Origin of the sequence: Bacillus sp. V2I10, assembly GCF_030817055.1 — a bacterium.
Lineage (GTDB): Bacteria > Bacillota > Bacilli > Bacillales > Bacillaceae > Bacillus_P.
In genome coordinates this window covers 2412921-2429487 of sequence record NZ_JAUSYV010000001.1, presented here as the reverse complement: position 1 = coordinate 2429487, position 16567 = coordinate 2412921, and the positions used below count along the sequence as shown (strand labels likewise).

Sequence of the window (16567 nt, the reverse complement as noted above, 5' to 3'; positions counted from 1 at the left end):
CCTTTGTAAAAAAAGGGAGAAGAGAAGAAAAGATCCTTCTCTTCATCGTGATTCTAATCCTTGGATAATGCCTCGTTTGCCTTTTTCGTTAGTTCTGTAACGGACTCTTCTACGCTTTCTTCACCGCTCCATGCCTTTTTCAGAATGTCTGTTTCATATTGCCAGATTTCACCTGTATTTTTAACGCTCGGAAGAGGCCTGCCATATTCAGCTCCATCAATATAAGCTTTTAAATTCAGACTAGGTACGGATTTTAACCAAGCTTCTTGTGTACCGTTATAGGCAGGAATAACAGTTCCTGAGTCAGCAAAAACTTCTGCAGCTTCTTTAGATCCCAAAAACTTCACGAAGTCCCATGCCGCTTCCTTATGTTTTGTATTTGCTGCAATAACATTTGAAAGGCCATGAATAGAAACCGCTCGCTGCTTTCCTTTAGGAACAGCAGCAACATTTAAGTCAGGATTTTTTTTATATTCTGAAACCATCCATGGCCCATCAAACATCATGGCTATTTTTCCTGATGAGAATAAATCCGCTGCAGATGTTTCGGTCATTTGAGCCTGAGTCGGGGAAATCCCCTCTTTTATAAAGCTGATGTTATACGTAAGAGCTTCTATCGCTTCAGGCTTGTCAAAACCTGCCTGCTTGCCATCCTCTGAAACAATATAACCGTTATTTTGCCAAATCAAATCATAGTATCCGCCTTGGTTGCCCATTACAGCCGCAAAACCCCAAATCCCTTTGTCTTTGTTCGTAAGCTGTTTAGAAACTTCTTTCAGTTTATTCCAGTCCCAAGTTTCATCCGGATAAGGGATACCCGCTTCATCAAACAATTTTTTGTTATACCATAAACCAGTTGTGTCATAGTCTTTAGGGATTCCAAATACTTTATCATTGACAGTATAAAGATCAACCAATGATTTTGGGTAATTCTCCAGACTGAAATTGTCTTTTTTTGCAAGATCACTTAACGGCAAAATGACTTTTCCTTCAGCATATTGAACAACGTGAGCTCCATTCATCCAAAGAACATCCGGCAAAGCCCCGCCTGTAGCTGCTGTTTCAAGCTTCTGAAAGTATTGTCCATAAGGGATAAGTTCCGTTTTTACTTTAATGTTTGGATGCTTTTCGTTAAACAATTTTATGATCTCTTCAATAGCTGGCACCTGTTTCTTATCCCAAAAGCCATAACTTATCTCAACTTTTCCATCAGATGATGCTCCTTGCCCGCTGCAGCCGGCTGCCCCGAACAACCCCAATACTAAACATAAAAGAATTATCATTTTCTTTTTCACTAATATCCCCATCCTTTTATTGAAAGTTTAGTACATTTACAAGCTGAATTTTTTCTCTGAATTCTCTTTTTGAATTGTCATGACGTTATTACCAGTTAAAATGTAAGTGGTTACAAAAGTTTCTATATGATCATATTTTTTTCCTCCTAAAAAAGATTCAACTCTTTTGATTATCATGATGTCATTACCAGTTGTACTGAGTATAGCATGCATTTTTTATTAACGGAATATATTTTTTAAATTTTTTAAAAATTTAAGGTTCGTTCTAAATATTTAGAAGGAAGAGTTTCAAGCTCTTTAGAAAGATTATAGACAATGTGCCCATCCATTGTTGTCAGACTAACACGAATGAATAAAGGAGAGTGATTATTTTTGTTGAAGTTTTAACTGTGAAAATTTGAGAAAAAGGAGAGCTATTATGAAACAAAAAGAACTTTCCGGCAGTGAAATGAATCTAACGATGCTAACAAAAGACCTTGCGAACTACAACCTATGGGCAAATACGAAAATGACCGAGTGGCTCAAAACAAAACCGTCTGAAAAAATGGTACAGGAAGTCCCATCGAGTTTTCCAACTATCAAGCTGACGCTCAAGCATATTGCGGATGTTCAAAATTTTTGGCTGCAAGTGATTAAGCAGGAATCACCGCCAGATATGGGTCAGTTTGGAGAGAAATCCAATCAGTCAATGGATGAAGTGTTTAGTATGGTGGAGAAAAGTTCCAAAGAGTTATCTCAATATGTTCATTCACTTACCGAAAATTCCATAACAGGAGCTTGTCAAGTTGAAACTCCATGGTTTAATGAAACTCGACCCAGATTTGAATTTATCCTCCAAGTCATGAATCACAGTACTTATCACCGAGGTCAGATTACAACGATTGGCCGTAATGCGGGATTAACAGATGCACCTATGACAGATTTTAATGTCTATAGTTTTTCAGGAAAGCCATAATGTAACTAATGGGTTTCGCTGAAATCTGTTAGACATTGCTATCAATCAAAACTTTAAAACCCTTCCAAGCTATTCTGTTTGAATAAATGGAAGGGTTTTTGCTTCCTGTTCTAACGGCATTTCCAGTTGTAAGCTATGACCCTTATCGGATTAACGCTTCTTTTGTTGCAGATAAATCAAGAATGATGATTGTCTTTCTTTTCTGATTGCAGTAATTTCATGTAAGTAATCCAGGCTGTTAAAAGACCTGCACCAAGGAGGATGACATCAGATTCAAACCTGCGGATGAAAGAATAAACAATTTATTAGTATTTTCATTTAACAAGTTCAACCCCCTAGTGTCAGAAAAAATTCTATAAAACTTTTCACCTTAAAAGCTATTGGTCATATTTCTATTATTTGAGATTACAAACTTCTATTAAAAAGCAATCCCTATCTTTTCTTCTAATTCCTGCTTCTGACGTAAATGATGACGAAAATGCATGTCGACAAGATCGAACCATTCCCTTGCGTTGAGCCAGCCGAAGCCCCCATGTTTTACTTTGAAGTTTGGATTGATGGCATTTACCTTCTCTTCCCACACTCTCATTCTCTTCTCTACTTGAATGAGCCCCTGCATAAGTTCCTCTTTCCTTTTGGTATTGCTTGGTGTGTTTTCTGGATTGTCCGGCAGCTTGATTTTAATAGGAGGAAATCCTCCGCGTTTGTACAAATTCTCTCCGGCTTCCGTCTTTCCCAGTTTTTGTTCTTCAGATGCTGTTGAACAAGCTTCAACATTATCAAGATACTCAAACGCAACCTCAATCAAGTGGAGATACATTTGGCCGAGAGACCAGGTCCCTTCATCAGAAATATGTCTTAACTGATCCTTCGAATAGTGTTGCAGGTGGTTTTTGTAGATTTCAATTGTGTGATAATTATTCAAATTAAACACCTCTTTTATATTCATTGATTTCAGTTTTACAGTTACTAAATTGTTTACTGCCAATCATTTATAGAACTATACTAATCCGCCTGGTAAAAAAGCGAATGCTCATTGTTCAGCAATCGCGCCCGATTGTTGAATATCATACTAACTTCTATTAGCTAGTTTAGCTTAAATTTTCTTTTTAAAGGAAGTTAGAGATAAACGTTCATTTACTCTTGTTTCACCTTTTTTTGAGAATCCGTTTTTTTCATAGAAATTTACTGCTGGTGTATTTTTGGAACCCGTTGACACTATTATTGTTTCAATGCCTTCTAAATTGCTTTCAATGAAATCCAATAACAAAAGGAGAGAATCAGGTGTTCTCTCCTTTTTATCTATACTAATTGCGGTAACTCCACGCTAACTTCTCTTCCTTGCTCTGATGATCGTAAAATACCATCTATAATCGCTTGATTAATGACAATTTGATCACCTGGGATAGGCGCAGAAGTACCATCTTTAATAGAACCGACGAAATCTCGAACCTTCTCATTAAATATATTTAGTTGATGATTTTTAACTGGAATGGTTGACTCAACATGATGGCCCTTTATGTCATGGAATAAGCTGATCGATCCGATTCCACCATCCCACACACCGCTCCATGGACCACTTCCAGCTGGTGTTAACTTTAAGCCAGCATTTGTTCCAAGGAATAAAGTTGGTCCAAGGGAATCCATATGCATCGCCCATGATATTTTAAAGTTTAAAACGATTCCTCCCTCCAAACGAATCATTGCCACACCAAAATCTTCAACTTCAAACTTTTCTGATTCACTATGATAAGCAGAATTCGTTCCAAAATGATTGGACGTGTATGCGGAAACCGTTAATGGCTTAGGATAACCAAGAGCATTCAGAGCCAAATCTAAGGAATAACAGCCAATGTCTGCCATAGCACCTGCACCAGCTAATTGTTTATTAATAAAGGTACCCCCGGGCATTCCACGTCGTCTTCCTCCACCAACTTCAACATAATAGACATTTCCTAACTGGCCAGACTGTACGATTTCCTTTACCGCTTGCATATTCGGATCATACCTTGGCTGGAAACCAACTGATAGCATTTTACTAGTCTTTCGGGATGCTTCAACCATTTCAATCGCTTGTTCAAGCGTAACAGCCATTGGCTTCTCAACTAACACATGTTTTCCGGCATATAATGCATCAATACTCGTGTAATGGTGAGCAACATTTGGTGTACATACACTGACACCGTCTATATCCATATTTAGCAGCTCAAGATGATCATCAAACCCTTTGGCATCTTTTAGTTCCAACTGTTCAATGAATAGATTGGCCTTACCCGGAATCACATCAGCAACAGCTACAATTTTGACATTAGGTATTTCCTTATATGCTCTAGCGTGTGCAGATGCAATTCCCCCGCTGCCAATAATTCCAATGTTAATTGTATTGGACATCACATTTCCTCCAACTCATTTTTCTTAACATCCTAAAATTTAAGGAGTACATTTAATTTATTTCAATGTCAATTATTTAATGGATGTAATAGACTTATATCCTGCTGATTGATAAATTCTCTCCGTGAGCTTTACCACTTCTTTTGCGAAGTCTCCAGGTACCATAACATTGTGATGACCAAGGATCGCATCGATAAAACTTTTATCCGAATTAGTCGTTTGCTGAGGAAGCTCAGGTATGACGGGTTCTTTACCATTCAGACGAAGAACAATCTTACCGTTGTCAAAAAAAATCGCTCCATTTTCCCCACAAAAAACATATGTTTCATGCCAGCATGGGGCATTCCCAACAATATTTAGGCCTGCAACTACATTATTTTCAAAACGAATCGATGTAAATGAATCCTGTTCTACTGGAGTATGATGCTGTTCGATTTTTGATTCAACTTCGATCGGTTTTAATCCTGTCGTCCATAAAAGTACGTCTACAATATGACTGCCAGAATCCATTAGCATTCCTCCACCAGATAACGATGGATATTGCCGCCAGGTACCAGTGGTTAGATGTTTCCAATCCTGATATAGAGAAGCTGTTACCGATGTGAGATTTCCGATTGTGCCGCTTGAGATTACTTCACGAATATAAAGAAATGCTGGTTCAAAATGTCTTTGGTATGAAACTTGTAGAACTCTGTTTGCCTTTTTTGCTATTTCAATAAGATGTTCTGCTTCCTCTAGCGAACAAGCCATTGGTTTTTCAATCAGAACATGACAATTATGGTTAATTGCATCCATCGCTTGTTTATAATGAAGGGTGTGTGGTGAACAAATAAGAACTGCATCCATTGGAATGTTCTCCAACATGTCAAGATGATCATCAAACTGTGCAATACTATCAAGGTTAAAACTCTTAATCAACGTATCTCTGTTACCGATATTTGGGTCGGCAATCGCTACAATCCTAGCGTTCTTTAATTCTCCCAACTGTTTACCATGTAAATGTGATATACCCCCTGTACCAACAATACCGATTTTAACACTTTCCATTTAAATCCCTTCCCTCATAAAAGGATGCCTGACATTTGAAAAAATTAATCTAAACTGACCACATGTTGGTAAAAATGGGAGTTTATTTTATTTATTAGATACAAGACTTGATTGTTCTTCAAAATAAACAGCTTTCCTAGTTTTTGCAGATTCATAGATTGCTTCTAAGATTTGCGTAACGACAAATGCTTGTTCTGGTTTTACTACAGGTTCTGTATCATTGATGATATTATCAATCCATAGGCGAGCTTCTAGGTCAGCATCTGTTTCTGATTTTCCATCGTAAAATGCCACTCCATCTGAACCTAGTTCAACATTTGTCGTGTAAAGTTCACCGAAGTCTTCCCGGTTTATTCTAAGGCCATCCTTCATATCTGCTCCACCTTCTGTTCCACTAAGTGAACATTTCGCTTCATCGACATCTAAAGAGTTCAATGCCCAACTCGATTCTAAAACAATTGTTGCACCATTTTCCATTGTGATAAAACCAAACGCAGAATCTTCAACTGTGAACTTTTCAGGATCCCACTGTCCCCAAGCATTAGCCGCATCTTTCTTCTGACTTAATTTATGATAAGTCGTACCCATAACCGATTTTGGCTTATAGTTGTTCATCATCCATAATGTTAAATCAAGAGCATGTGTACCAATATCAATTAATGGACCGCCACCTTGCTTTTCTTCATCAAGAAAAACTCCCCAAGTAGGTACGGCGCGACGGCGAATGGCATGTGCTTTAGCATAATAAACCTCCCCAAGATCTCCCCGTTCACATACCTTATGTAAATGCTGGCTGTCCGGACGGAAACGATTGTTGTATCCAATTGTTAGTTTTTTACCAGAGCGTTCAGCTGCCTCCAACATTAGACGGGCTTCAGCTGCCGTTTTCGCCATTGGTTTTTCACACATAACATGTTTCCCTGAATCAAGGGCAGCAACAGTGATCTCAGCATGGGAATCATTCGGCGTAAGTACGTGAACCACCTCGATCGACTCATCCTGAAGTAACTCTTGATAATCGTCATAAACCTTTGCATTTTCAAATCCGTACTCAGCTGCTGCTTTTTCAGCTCGATCAACCAGTACATCACAAAATGCGACCAATTCAACATTTTTTAGTTTTGATAAGCTTGGCATATGTTTCCCATTTGCAATACCACCACAACCGATAATCGCTACTTTTACACTTCTAGACATATTTTTTCCTCCCATTACCATTGTATTATTTAAAATAAATTGCAAGATGTTCTTTTGCTTTTATGATTCCTTGACGCTCTGCCTCTAGAGAACCCCAATAACGATGATCTTCAAGTTCAATACTGATTGGTCCGGTGTATCCAATTTTTTCTAAACGCACAGCAACTTTTCCCCAGTTTACATCACCTTGTCCAGGAATTGTGTAACGCCAAGAACCCTCTGAAAAATCATACTTCGAACCAAAAGTAGCCTGAATGACACCGCATTCATATAACTCATCATGTAAAATTTCAGTATCTTTCCCATGACAGTAATTGACTCTTTCTCCAAATTCACTCAAAGCTCTTAAATGATCGATACCCAGTCTAACTAGATGGGATGGATCATAGTTAATCCCAAAATGTTTTGAAGGAATTACATTGAACATGGCTCTGAGCATTTCAGGTGTACAGCCTAAAGTTGGATAATATGGTGCAGGTCCTGGCCATCCTTCTAATGCTATGTAAATATTCTGTTGCTCAGCATGCTTTACAATACTAGGAAACGTTTCTTTCCAAATCTCAAAAGCTTTCTGACGCGGCATTGTAATATCATCTGGAACAAGACACATAAACATCACTTTGCCGCCAAGCCCCGAGACTTCAGTCATTTGATTTTTAAGTGCTTCTACTGCCTCTAATCGACTATTTTCATTCTCGCTTAATAACTTTGTTTGACCAACTGCACCCACGCCATCAATCGAGCCGACTTCAAGTCCTTTTGCTTCCAAAACAGCTTTAACTTCTTCGTTATAATATGGTACATCTATCACATCGATCCCATTACTAGAGGCCCAACTTGCAATAGACTCCATTCCACCTGCACCCATTTTTGACGGGATTCTCATACCTATTTTTTTGATCATAACCACAACCTCCTGCTAGAATAATAATTTTTTAAAACTATTTAATTCCACTAAATGTAATACCTTGAATAAATGTTTTTTGTAAGAAGAAGAACAATATGATCATTGGTACTGTCATCATTGTGGATACCGCCATCATTAAGCCCCACTCAGTACCCATTTGAGTTTGGAATTGCTGGAGTCCTAATGACAAGGTATATTGAGTTTCGTCTGTTAAGTAGAGTAATGGGCCAATAAAATCTGTCCAGCTAGCCATAAACTGGAATAATCCAACTGCAAGAACTGCCGGTTTTGCTAACGGAAGCATAATTTGCCAATAAATCCGAAACTCGCTTGCTCCATCTATTTTGGCCGCATCCCGTAACATATCTGGTAATCCTAAGAAGAACTGACGTAATAAGAAGATGTAAAATGGTACACCAAAGAACGCAGGTACAATTAAAGGTAAAGGTGATCCTACCCATCCAATCTTGTTAAATATTAAAAATAATGGAATCATTGTTACCTGACCTGGAATCATCATGACTGCAATGGTTATGAAAAATAAAACGTTACGCCCTTTCCATTCCAATTTCGCAAAGCTGTATGCTACAAGAGGACAAGTAAGGACAACACCAAGTGTACTGAAAAGAGTAATAACAACTGTATTATTTAGATAGGTAAAAAACGGTATATAATTAATTGCATCTAGATAATTCGACCACTGAAATGGGTTTGGAAGCCATTCCGGCGGAAAGGACATTACTTGTTTTAAAGGTTTTAATGATGTTGATACCATCCATATAAATGGAACAATGAAGAGGACTGATGCGATAATTAAAACAATGTGTGTGAAGACTTTCTGTAATTTAATTTTAACTTTTGGATCCATTTACTATTACTCCTTTCTACTTTCCTTGATAGTGAACCCAACGATTTGAAGTCATAAAGATTACTGTAGTTAGGGCCATAATAATGACAAAAAGAATCCAAGCCATCGCTGAAGCGTACCCCATTTGGAAAAACTTAAACGCATTATCGTATAAGTGCATTACGTAAAAAGTTAAGGAGTTTGCTGGAGTCCCCTGACCTTGGGTCATAGTGTACGGTAATGTAAACTGTTGAAATGCTCCAATAGCTCCCATTACCAGGTTAAAGAAAATAACAGGAGTAAGTAACGGCAATGTTACATGGCGTGTTTTTTGCCACCAACTGGCACCATCGACTTCAGCTGCTTCATAAAGTTCCTCTGGAATATCACCAAGTCCAGCTAGATAAATGATTACTGCTTGACCAATCCCCCAAAGAGACATCAAAACAAGTGACGGTTTAGACCATATTTCACTTCCGAGCCAGTTCGGCCCCTGTAATCCAATCATATCAAGCATCCCATTTACGAGACCAAAACCAGGATTTAATAGCCACATCCATAGAACTGCTAAAGCAACGTGTGGTACAAGCGTTGGTAAAAAGAAAATCGTACGATAAATTGCCATTCCTTTTATCTTCATATTCAACATCATCGCTAGACCAACCCCGAATATAATGCTTAAGGGGACAAAAAAGATTGTAAAATAAATTGTATTGTAAATAGATTTCCAGAATAAGTCATCTTTAAAAAGATCTTGGTAATTTTGAAAACCAACGAATTCCCCTGGTTTTAGAATACTATATGTTGTGAAACTAAAATAAATCGAAGCTATAAGCGGAAAAGCAAAAAACACTAACAAACCTATAATCCATGGTGAGGCAAAAAGCCATCCTTGAAGATTTGATTTTGTAGATAACTTCTTTCGCTTCACAACTACTGATTGTTGAACACGAGTACTTTTAGTTACTTCCGCCATATAGAATCCCCCTTTCAATTTTTAAAGTATAGGCAAGAAGAAGAAGTCTCCTTGCCCTAAGAATTATTTATACTTCTCTAGTGCCTTGTTAACAGCTTCTGTTGCTTTATCTAAGTTTTCTTGCGCTGTACCTTTACCTCTGACGGTGTTTTCTGTTGCATCTACTAATTCATTCCACATCAATTGACCTTCAGGTATAACTGGTCTGCTATGAGAGTTTGGTAAGATATCGGTAAATTGCTTTAACATTTTATTATCTCCACGACCTAACTTCTCGTTAACACTAGGTATTACAGAAAGATCGCCAGGAAGCTCTGCGAAGTATACCTCTTGTCCTTCTTCAGAACCGAAATACTTTGCGAATTCCCAAGCTGCTTCTACATTTTTTGCACCTTTTGGCAGGACAATAGCGTGACCACCAGACCAAGTAGTGAAGTCAGTTCCAGTGGGAGTAGGAATAGGTGTTACTCCATAATTCAAGTCTGGTTTGTATTTTTCAATAGAAGATATTGTCCAGTTTCCATCCACTTTCATACTGATTTGTCCTGAAATAAACGGGTCCATTGCCCCAGTACCTGCAGAACTTTCAAATCCAGCAATGTCCTCTACACCGAATTTTTGAGCGACACCTGCCATCCACGTTAGCGCTTCAGCAATTTTAGGATCATTTGCTGTTACTTCACCGGTTTCTTTATTGTAGAATTCTCCACCATAGCTCCATCCCCAGCCATAAAGCCAACCTTGACCGTACCATGGGATAAAACCAATTTGTTTAAAACGTTTTCCTTCTTTTTTCGTTAACTTTTCTGCAGCTTCTTCCAATTCTTTAGTAGTTTTAGGTGGATTTTCTGGATCTAATCCAGCTGCCTTAAAATGGTCCTTATTATAATAAAGCATGCGTGCATCTGTTGTATAAGGAAGTCCATATAATTTCCCTTGATAGTTCGCTTCCTCCCAAGCATATGGATAATAAGTATCCCCTTTTATGCCGTCTTCAGCAGCCATATCAGTTAAATCTGTAAGTGCATCTTGAGTTGCCCATGAACCAACCTTAAATCGGTCAAAAAGAGCTACGTCAGGTGGATTACCGCCAGCTACAGCAGTTAAAAGTTTTTGGTCTGCTCCTTCACTAGCTTCGGTATACACCATTTTCACTTTAATATTAGGATTTTTTTCTTCGAAAGCTGCTACCATTTTTTTCAATGCCTGTAAACCAATATCAGTATAACCATGCCAGAGAGTTATTTCTGTCGTGCCTTTTGCATCTCCACCGTCATCTGAAGCACCTGATTCCTCTGACGAACACGCAGCTAAAACTAAACTGAAAATAAGAAAAATAGACATGCTCAAAATTCCCAATTTTTTACCCCGAATTTTCACAAAAACTTACCTCCCCTTTGTTTGTTAATTTTCTTTTTTGATTCCCCTAAAAATAGTAAACGTTTGCAATCCCCCTTATTTAAAATCTTTATATATGATAAATCAAACCTATAATAAGTTTGACTTTACCCAATAACAAGAAGTGATCACCACCAAATGAATACGCTTACATATAGGTGTAAAAATTTTTCCCTTTTAATATATTGCTTAACCTTCATGCTTGGACATAATAACGCAATTTAAATTTCAGGTTTGAAAAATATAGATAAGATGACTATTATTTTGCAGTTTCAAGAGAATGAAACAATCTATGTAAATATGGATATCATATCAAGCTACTAATATATCAATTGTTATGATAACCATATTCTCCTCTATGTTAGTATATCAATTTAAAAATACACATGTCAACGCTTTTTTAACAACATTCTGAAAATTCAAACATAATATGCCAGAGCTCCTGGCTGAGTGAATAAGAGTATTTTTAATTAAAATAATTATGACAAATAACTTACCTCCCGTCCGTTCTTTTGATTTTAGTTGATTTTCCATTTTTAAGAGCAAAGGCAAAAAATAAAAAGCTATATTTAATAAATGAACATAGATTCTATACTTGAACTGCTTTCATTGATCTAGATTGTGTAGATCTACCTTTTATTACCTTAAATCCAACCTCGGAGTGAATTGGAGGCGTATCGTTTTCTTGTAAGTGTTTAATTAACATATCCACTGCATTACAACCCATTTTTTCTTCGTCTTGCAATATATGTGTGAAAAGCGGTTCGATTATCATATCTGTGGGCGAATCAAAGCATGCAATAGAATAATCTTCTGGTACCTTTTTACCTAATGAGGCTAATACTTCATAGAGAGTAACAGAAACCAAATACTCACTTGTTATGAAAGCTGTGATTTCAGGATTATTCTCAATTATTTTTTTTATTTCGTTTCTATCATTTTCATCAATTGTTAGCTCTCTAAGATTAATACTTGAACATTCTTGTAGTGAACTCCTCATATTCTGTAAGATCGTATCAGGTATAATTCTTACACCTTTTTCCGCCATTGCGACATGAAATCCCATTAGTCTATCTTCAAGAGAAGAAGTTCCCCCAGCTGGAGGTGAAAGATATGCGATATGCTCATGTCCAAGTTCTAACATATAGTTTGTTAACTCAATTGCTGCCATTTTATTATTAATACAAACTGAACTAGAAGGTATTCCTGTTAAGTACCTATCTACTAAAACAAGTGGGTAATTCTCTATAATTAACCTTAGTAATGCATTACTATAATGCTTTCCTGGAGAAGGCCATAAGATTAACCCCCTAACTCCAAGGTTTACTAATGAATTTATTGCTTTTTCTTCTAATTCAGGTTTACCTAATGTTTGTTTAATGACTACAGCTAGATTATGTTTAGAACATTTTTTCTCAATCGAATCGAGAAGCTTTATGCCATAATCATTACCAATCCCCGGAAAGATAAACCCAACTAATTCTTGTTTGGAATTTGAATCAGTTAAAAAAGTATTATTCTCTTCCTCTACCGTTGAATTAATTGTAGTCGTGTTAATATCCGAAACATAAGATCCTTTTCCCTGAAAACGTTCTATTATATTTCTTTGAGCTAACATATCTAACGCTTTTTTTGTTGTGATACGGCTTACATTGAACTTTTCGGCAAGCTCATTTTCCGAAAGAATTCTATCTCCAGTTTTCAATGTTCCATTTTTTATTTCTTCTAAAATATCAAGGTAAATTTTCTTATATAATTTGCTCATCTTAAACTCCTCGCAATACTTTAATTGATATACCAAGTATAACAAGCAAAATATACTTTGACAACTATTCTATCTTAATATAAATACTTATTTGAATTTATTGAATAAATTATTAAAAAAATCCTGGAACATAAAAGTCCAATTGAATGTAGAAGAAGTAGTAATTTTAAAAAATCTGAGGAGGTATGTTTATGTGTAGGACTTCTACCGCCTCTGAACATAAGGAGAATCTCAGTCTTGCAAAAGACTACCACGTTAATAGCTTCATAGTGGTAAAATATTACACAAAAGGGTGAGCACGCATGAGGGGTTTGCTCGATGCAGCATTATGGGTAATAGAATAGTCTGGAGGAACAGGTTCACAAACAAGAGGTAGAACATCACCTGATTTAGCTTCGTTCAACCAGTATGACATTCCAAGTCAACACTTTATGGGGTACAGTCAGGAAAACGCAGATTTACAATAGCAGTTACGAAATAAAAATATCGGTGTTTTAAAAACGTTAAGGTTTTTGAAACAAGTCTAATGAGACCTATGAAGTCTAATTCAGTAGTATTCCTACAGTATATCAATAGACTGTAGGTAGAATAAGAGAAGGAAAAGTGGTAAATGGATGTTCGTAAGATGGGATCAAACTAAAGGTCGGTATTAAACTAAAGGTCGGTATTAAACGTTCTAAAAAGTGTATGAAAAACGAAGAAAGTTCATAAAGTGTTTTTACATTTTTACAAACGCATTATAAGGGATTTCACAGAAAAAAAACCCGTTCGAAAAGTGTACTTTTTCGAACGGAGCATCACTTTGAATCATATCTATATCAAAGTCACCAAACCCAAATATGTTGTTCATTTTTAATTAAAATCGTATACAATAATAGTAATAACTTACAAGGAGGCCATTTACATGAAAAACATGACGTATCAAACAGCTCCAACATATAAGGGTGAAACACTTTCTTAAAGTAATCGGTGTACTCTCCCCTTATATGTGTACTTAAATAACACTAAAAGGGGTAAATCATGCGTTTTCCAGTAAAAAAATTTTTCTCCTATTATAAACCGTATTTAACGGTGTTTTTTTCAGTATTGGCGTCCGCCTTTATCGTATCAGCTGTGACTTTGACGTTTCCTTTACTAGTCAGGTATATCACGAAGGATGTTCTGGAAGGAGATTTGTCCATTGCGCTAAGTAAAGTGTATTGGATTGGCGGGCTGATGCTAGTGTTAGTCGCAGTTCAGAATATCGGGAACTATTTTGTGGACTACAAAGGACATGAAATAGGTGCGCGTATGGAAAGAGATTTGCGAAGCGAGCTGTTCACGCACATGCAGAAGCTTTCTTTTAGCTTTTACGATAAGGAAAAGACAGGTCAGCTCATGTCGCGAATAACAAACGACCTGCTGCTTCTTTCCGAGCTGTACCATCATGGTCCAGAGGACTACGTCAAATACCTTGTCCGTTTTATTGGGGCATTTGTTATATTGTTCTTTATAAATGCCCCATTAACGATTGCCGTCTTCTGTTTTCTGCCATTCTTAGGTGTCTTTGCCCTATACTTTAATAAAATGCTGAACAGGGCATTACGAAGCAATAAAGAAAGAATTGGGGACGTAAACGCACAGGTAGAGGATAGTTTATCTGGAATTCGCACAGTAAAGTCATTTGCCAATGAGCAAATAGAGATCGAGAAGTTCGACCGGGAAAATAATCGTTTTCTTCATAGCCGAAAAAGAACGTACCAGGCTGAAGCACTCTTATACAATAGTTTTGAAACGATTATACAGCTGATTACGATCACAGTGATTATCTTTGGCAGTGCCAGTATTGTCAACAACACATTAGATTTAGCGGATTTGATCACTTTTTTACTGTATATCAGCTTTATGATCGAGCCAATTCAGCGATTGACTCATATGAGCACGCAGCTTCAGGAAGGAATCACTGGATTTCAGCGTTTTATGGAAATCATGAATCTGAGGCCGGCAATTGAAAATAAACCGAATCCTGTGACCTTGTCAGAAGTATCTGGTGAAATTGAGTTCAATCAAGTTTCCTTCAGGTACGAAGAACATTTGAACAATGTCATACAAAACCTGTCGCTTCGAATCCTTCCTGGAGAGTATGTTGCGCTAGTTGGTCCGTCTGGCGCTGGAAAAACTACTTTATGCTCACTCATCCCCCGCTTTTATGATGTGACAGATGGAGGCGTTTTCCTTGACGGAGTCAATGTCCGCGATATTGATCTGGAATCATTAAGAAATAGTATCGGTATTGTACAACAGGATGTTTACCTATTTGCGGGAACAGTAATGGAAAATATCCGATACGGAGATCCGGCAGCCAGTGATAACGAAATTATTGAGGCAGCTAAGCTTGCCAATGCACATGACTTTATCATGAACTTGCCAAAAGGCTACAGTTCCGAAATCGGACAACGAGGTGTCAAACTGTCTGGGGGCCAAAAGCAGCGGCTTTGTATTGCTCGTGTATTTTTAAAGAATCCGCCAATTCTCATTTTGGATGAGGCAACGAGCGCACTAGATAACGAAAGTGAAAGCATCATCAAGGAATCACTGGAATTATTAGCAAAAGGCCGTACAACTATTGTCATTGCCCATCGCCTTTCAACTATCCGTAATGCGAAGCGGATTATCGTCCTAACGGAGAACGGCATAGCGGAACAGGGGAACCACAATTCGCTGCTTGCATGTGATGGGTCGTATGCAAGACTTTATTCTAAGCAGTTTGAGTTACTATAATAAGCTATCTAACCAAAAAAGCTGCTCTTCTTAACCAAAGGAGAGTAGCTTTTTTTGCTTTTCTCTCATTGTTCATTCCAACAAAATCAGCTTTGCTGGTATTACTAATGGTTAGCCCATTCAGGATATTTTTTTCGTTTCACTACATAAAGCTGCCATGGCAAGATTATGCTATTCTTTCTGTAAAATGGCACCCGGTTGTTAAGGCACAATATATAAACAATCTTAAATATTATCTGTTATTCAGCCAAGGTATAAGGTCTTCGTGTTTATATGCATTCTCCGTTTCTAAAATAAGCTGAGTAAGGAGAATATCAAGGGAATCTGTTAATGAGTTTAGCGTCTGTTGAACAAATCCTTTCTCAAATTGATCTAATGGCTCTGGTAACTCATTCTCGTCTAAAATAAAGAAGTCTCCATTAGGAAGAACAATTATATCAATAATCAAATCCTCAAAGGATACCACCTTATCCGTTATGTATGTATTTTTTACAATATTAAAATAGGAACCTAGGTAATCCCCTTTATGATCTCTCCAAATGTATAAATTATATGGACGATCGCTCCAGTAATACGCTATTGTATAACTGCCTCTAGGAATGGTTAATTTAGTATGGTTTGCTGTCATCGTAAAGGATTCAAGTATTTTATGGAAAAGCACGACATTTTGATTTTTTGCTTTAAGCAGTATACAGCTATGTTCTACAATTTCTGAGTCGTACTTTATTTTTCTTTCTATTATTTTTACCAAGCGTTTGGCCATCGCTTTCTTTTCTCCTTTCAAATTAGTTTTCTTCTCCAGAACAAATCTTAATTAAAATTATATCATTAGGAATTTGGCCTTCCATTGTTTTAGCCGTTTAGGCAAATCACTGATTTTGGCGTCTGATAAAGCCTGCTCATTTCATATAAACGAGAATTAGCCAACCACTTCTCTATGTAAATGATCGAATACAAAAAAGACGCATTCATATAAAAGAATGCCCCGATTGTAGAAGTAGATTCACAATAATATTAGACTATTGAAGC

Annotated in this window: 13 protein-coding genes; 2 read left to right on the top strand and 11 right to left on the bottom strand. The window is 37.1% G+C overall.

From position 1 onward, the window contains the following. Positions 1-53: 53 nt before the first annotated feature. Positions 54-1295, bottom strand: a complete 1242-nt coding sequence (locus QFZ72_RS12160) for an ABC transporter substrate-binding protein (RefSeq protein ID WP_307433601.1) — start codon at positions 1293-1295, stop codon at positions 54-56. Positions 1296-1713: 418 nt separating this feature from the next. On the opposite strand from QFZ72_RS12160, the gene QFZ72_RS12155 reads away from it, so the two are divergent. After that, positions 1714-2250, top strand: coding sequence for a DinB family protein (locus QFZ72_RS12155; protein ID WP_307433599.1), 537 nt, complete (start codon positions 1714-1716; stop codon positions 2248-2250). Between the two features lie 418 nt (positions 2251-2668). Here the strand turns inward: QFZ72_RS12155 and QFZ72_RS12150 are convergent, their stop codons facing one another. From QFZ72_RS12150 to QFZ72_RS12110, 9 genes are all read right to left on the bottom strand, one after another. Next, positions 2669-3184, bottom strand: a complete 516-nt coding sequence (locus tag QFZ72_RS12150; RefSeq protein WP_373464686.1) for a DinB family protein — start codon at positions 3182-3184, stop codon at positions 2669-2671. A gap of 368 nt (positions 3185-3552) precedes the next feature. Then, positions 3553-4641: a Gfo/Idh/MocA family protein gene (locus QFZ72_RS12145; protein ID WP_307433594.1), complete on the bottom strand. Its 1089-nt coding sequence runs from the start codon at positions 4639-4641 to the stop codon at positions 3553-3555. Between the two features lie 72 nt (positions 4642-4713). After that, positions 4714-5688 (bottom strand): Gfo/Idh/MocA family protein, encoded by a 975-nt coding sequence (locus QFZ72_RS12140; protein ID WP_307433592.1) that lies wholly within the window; start codon positions 5686-5688, stop codon positions 4714-4716. Positions 5689-5775: 87 nt separating this feature from the next. Further along, entirely contained in the window at positions 5776-6885 is a 1110-nt protein-coding gene (locus tag QFZ72_RS12135) for a Gfo/Idh/MocA family protein (RefSeq protein ID WP_307433590.1), read from the bottom strand. 25 nt (positions 6886-6910) lie between these two features. Then, positions 6911-7789, bottom strand: a complete 879-nt coding sequence (locus tag QFZ72_RS12130; RefSeq protein WP_307433588.1) for a sugar phosphate isomerase/epimerase family protein — start codon at positions 7787-7789, stop codon at positions 6911-6913. Between the two features lie 37 nt (positions 7790-7826). After that, a complete protein-coding gene (locus QFZ72_RS12125) occupies positions 7827-8660 on the bottom strand; it encodes a carbohydrate ABC transporter permease (protein WP_307433585.1) in 834 nt (277 codons plus the stop codon). Between the two features lie 16 nt (positions 8661-8676). After that, complete coding sequence (locus tag QFZ72_RS12120) at positions 8677-9615, bottom strand: carbohydrate ABC transporter permease (RefSeq protein WP_307433583.1); 939 nt, start codon at positions 9613-9615, stop codon at positions 8677-8679. Between the two features lie 63 nt (positions 9616-9678). Further along, positions 9679-10995, bottom strand: coding sequence for an ABC transporter substrate-binding protein (locus QFZ72_RS12115; protein ID WP_307433581.1), 1317 nt, complete (start codon positions 10993-10995; stop codon positions 9679-9681). Between the two features lie 607 nt (positions 10996-11602). Then, complete coding sequence (locus tag QFZ72_RS12110; protein WP_307433578.1) at positions 11603-12778, bottom strand: GntR family transcriptional regulator; 1176 nt, start codon at positions 12776-12778, stop codon at positions 11603-11605. Between the two features lie 1020 nt (positions 12779-13798). Between QFZ72_RS12110 and QFZ72_RS12105 the strand changes: the two genes are divergently transcribed. Beyond that, on the top strand, positions 13799-15538 hold the full coding sequence (locus tag QFZ72_RS12105; protein WP_307433575.1) for an ABC transporter ATP-binding protein: 1740 nt from the start codon (positions 13799-13801) through the stop codon (positions 15536-15538). Between the two features lie 232 nt (positions 15539-15770). Here QFZ72_RS12105 and QFZ72_RS12100 read toward each other — a convergent pair whose 3' ends face one another. After that, a complete protein-coding gene (locus QFZ72_RS12100) occupies positions 15771-16301 on the bottom strand; it encodes a ribonuclease FAU-1 family protein (RefSeq protein ID WP_307439726.1) in 531 nt (176 codons plus the stop codon). Positions 16302-16567 lie beyond the last annotated feature (266 nt).

Excerpts from the sequence above, each read along its gene's own strand:
- QFZ72_RS12155 (WP_307433599.1), top strand. The coding sequence starts at position 1,714 with ATGAAACAAAAAGAACTTTCCGGCAGTGAAATGAATCTAACGATGCTA.
- QFZ72_RS12145 (WP_307433594.1), bottom strand. The coding sequence starts at position 4,641 with ATGTCCAATACAATTAACATTGGAATTATTGGCAGCGGGGGAATTGCA.
- QFZ72_RS12130 (WP_307433588.1), bottom strand. The coding sequence starts at position 7,789 with ATGATCAAAAAAATAGGTATGAGAATCCCGTCAAAAATGGGTGCAGGT.
- QFZ72_RS12100 (WP_307439726.1), bottom strand. The coding sequence starts at position 16,301 with ATGGCCAAACGCTTGGTAAAAATAATAGAAAGAAAAATAAAGTACGAC.
- QFZ72_RS12135 (WP_307433590.1), bottom strand. The coding sequence starts at position 6,885 with ATGTCTAGAAGTGTAAAAGTAGCGATTATCGGTTGTGGTGGTATTGCA.
- QFZ72_RS12125 (WP_307433585.1), bottom strand. The coding sequence starts at position 8,660 with ATGGATCCAAAAGTTAAAATTAAATTACAGAAAGTCTTCACACACATT.
- QFZ72_RS12140 (WP_307433592.1), bottom strand. The coding sequence starts at position 5,688 with ATGGAAAGTGTTAAAATCGGTATTGTTGGTACAGGGGGTATATCACAT.
- QFZ72_RS12120 (WP_307433583.1), bottom strand. The coding sequence starts at position 9,615 with ATGGCGGAAGTAACTAAAAGTACTCGTGTTCAACAATCAGTAGTTGTG.
- QFZ72_RS12110 (WP_307433578.1), bottom strand. The coding sequence starts at position 12,778 with ATGAGCAAATTATATAAGAAAATTTACCTTGATATTTTAGAAGAAATA.
- QFZ72_RS12105 (WP_307433575.1), top strand. The coding sequence starts at position 13,799 with ATGCGTTTTCCAGTAAAAAAATTTTTCTCCTATTATAAACCGTATTTA.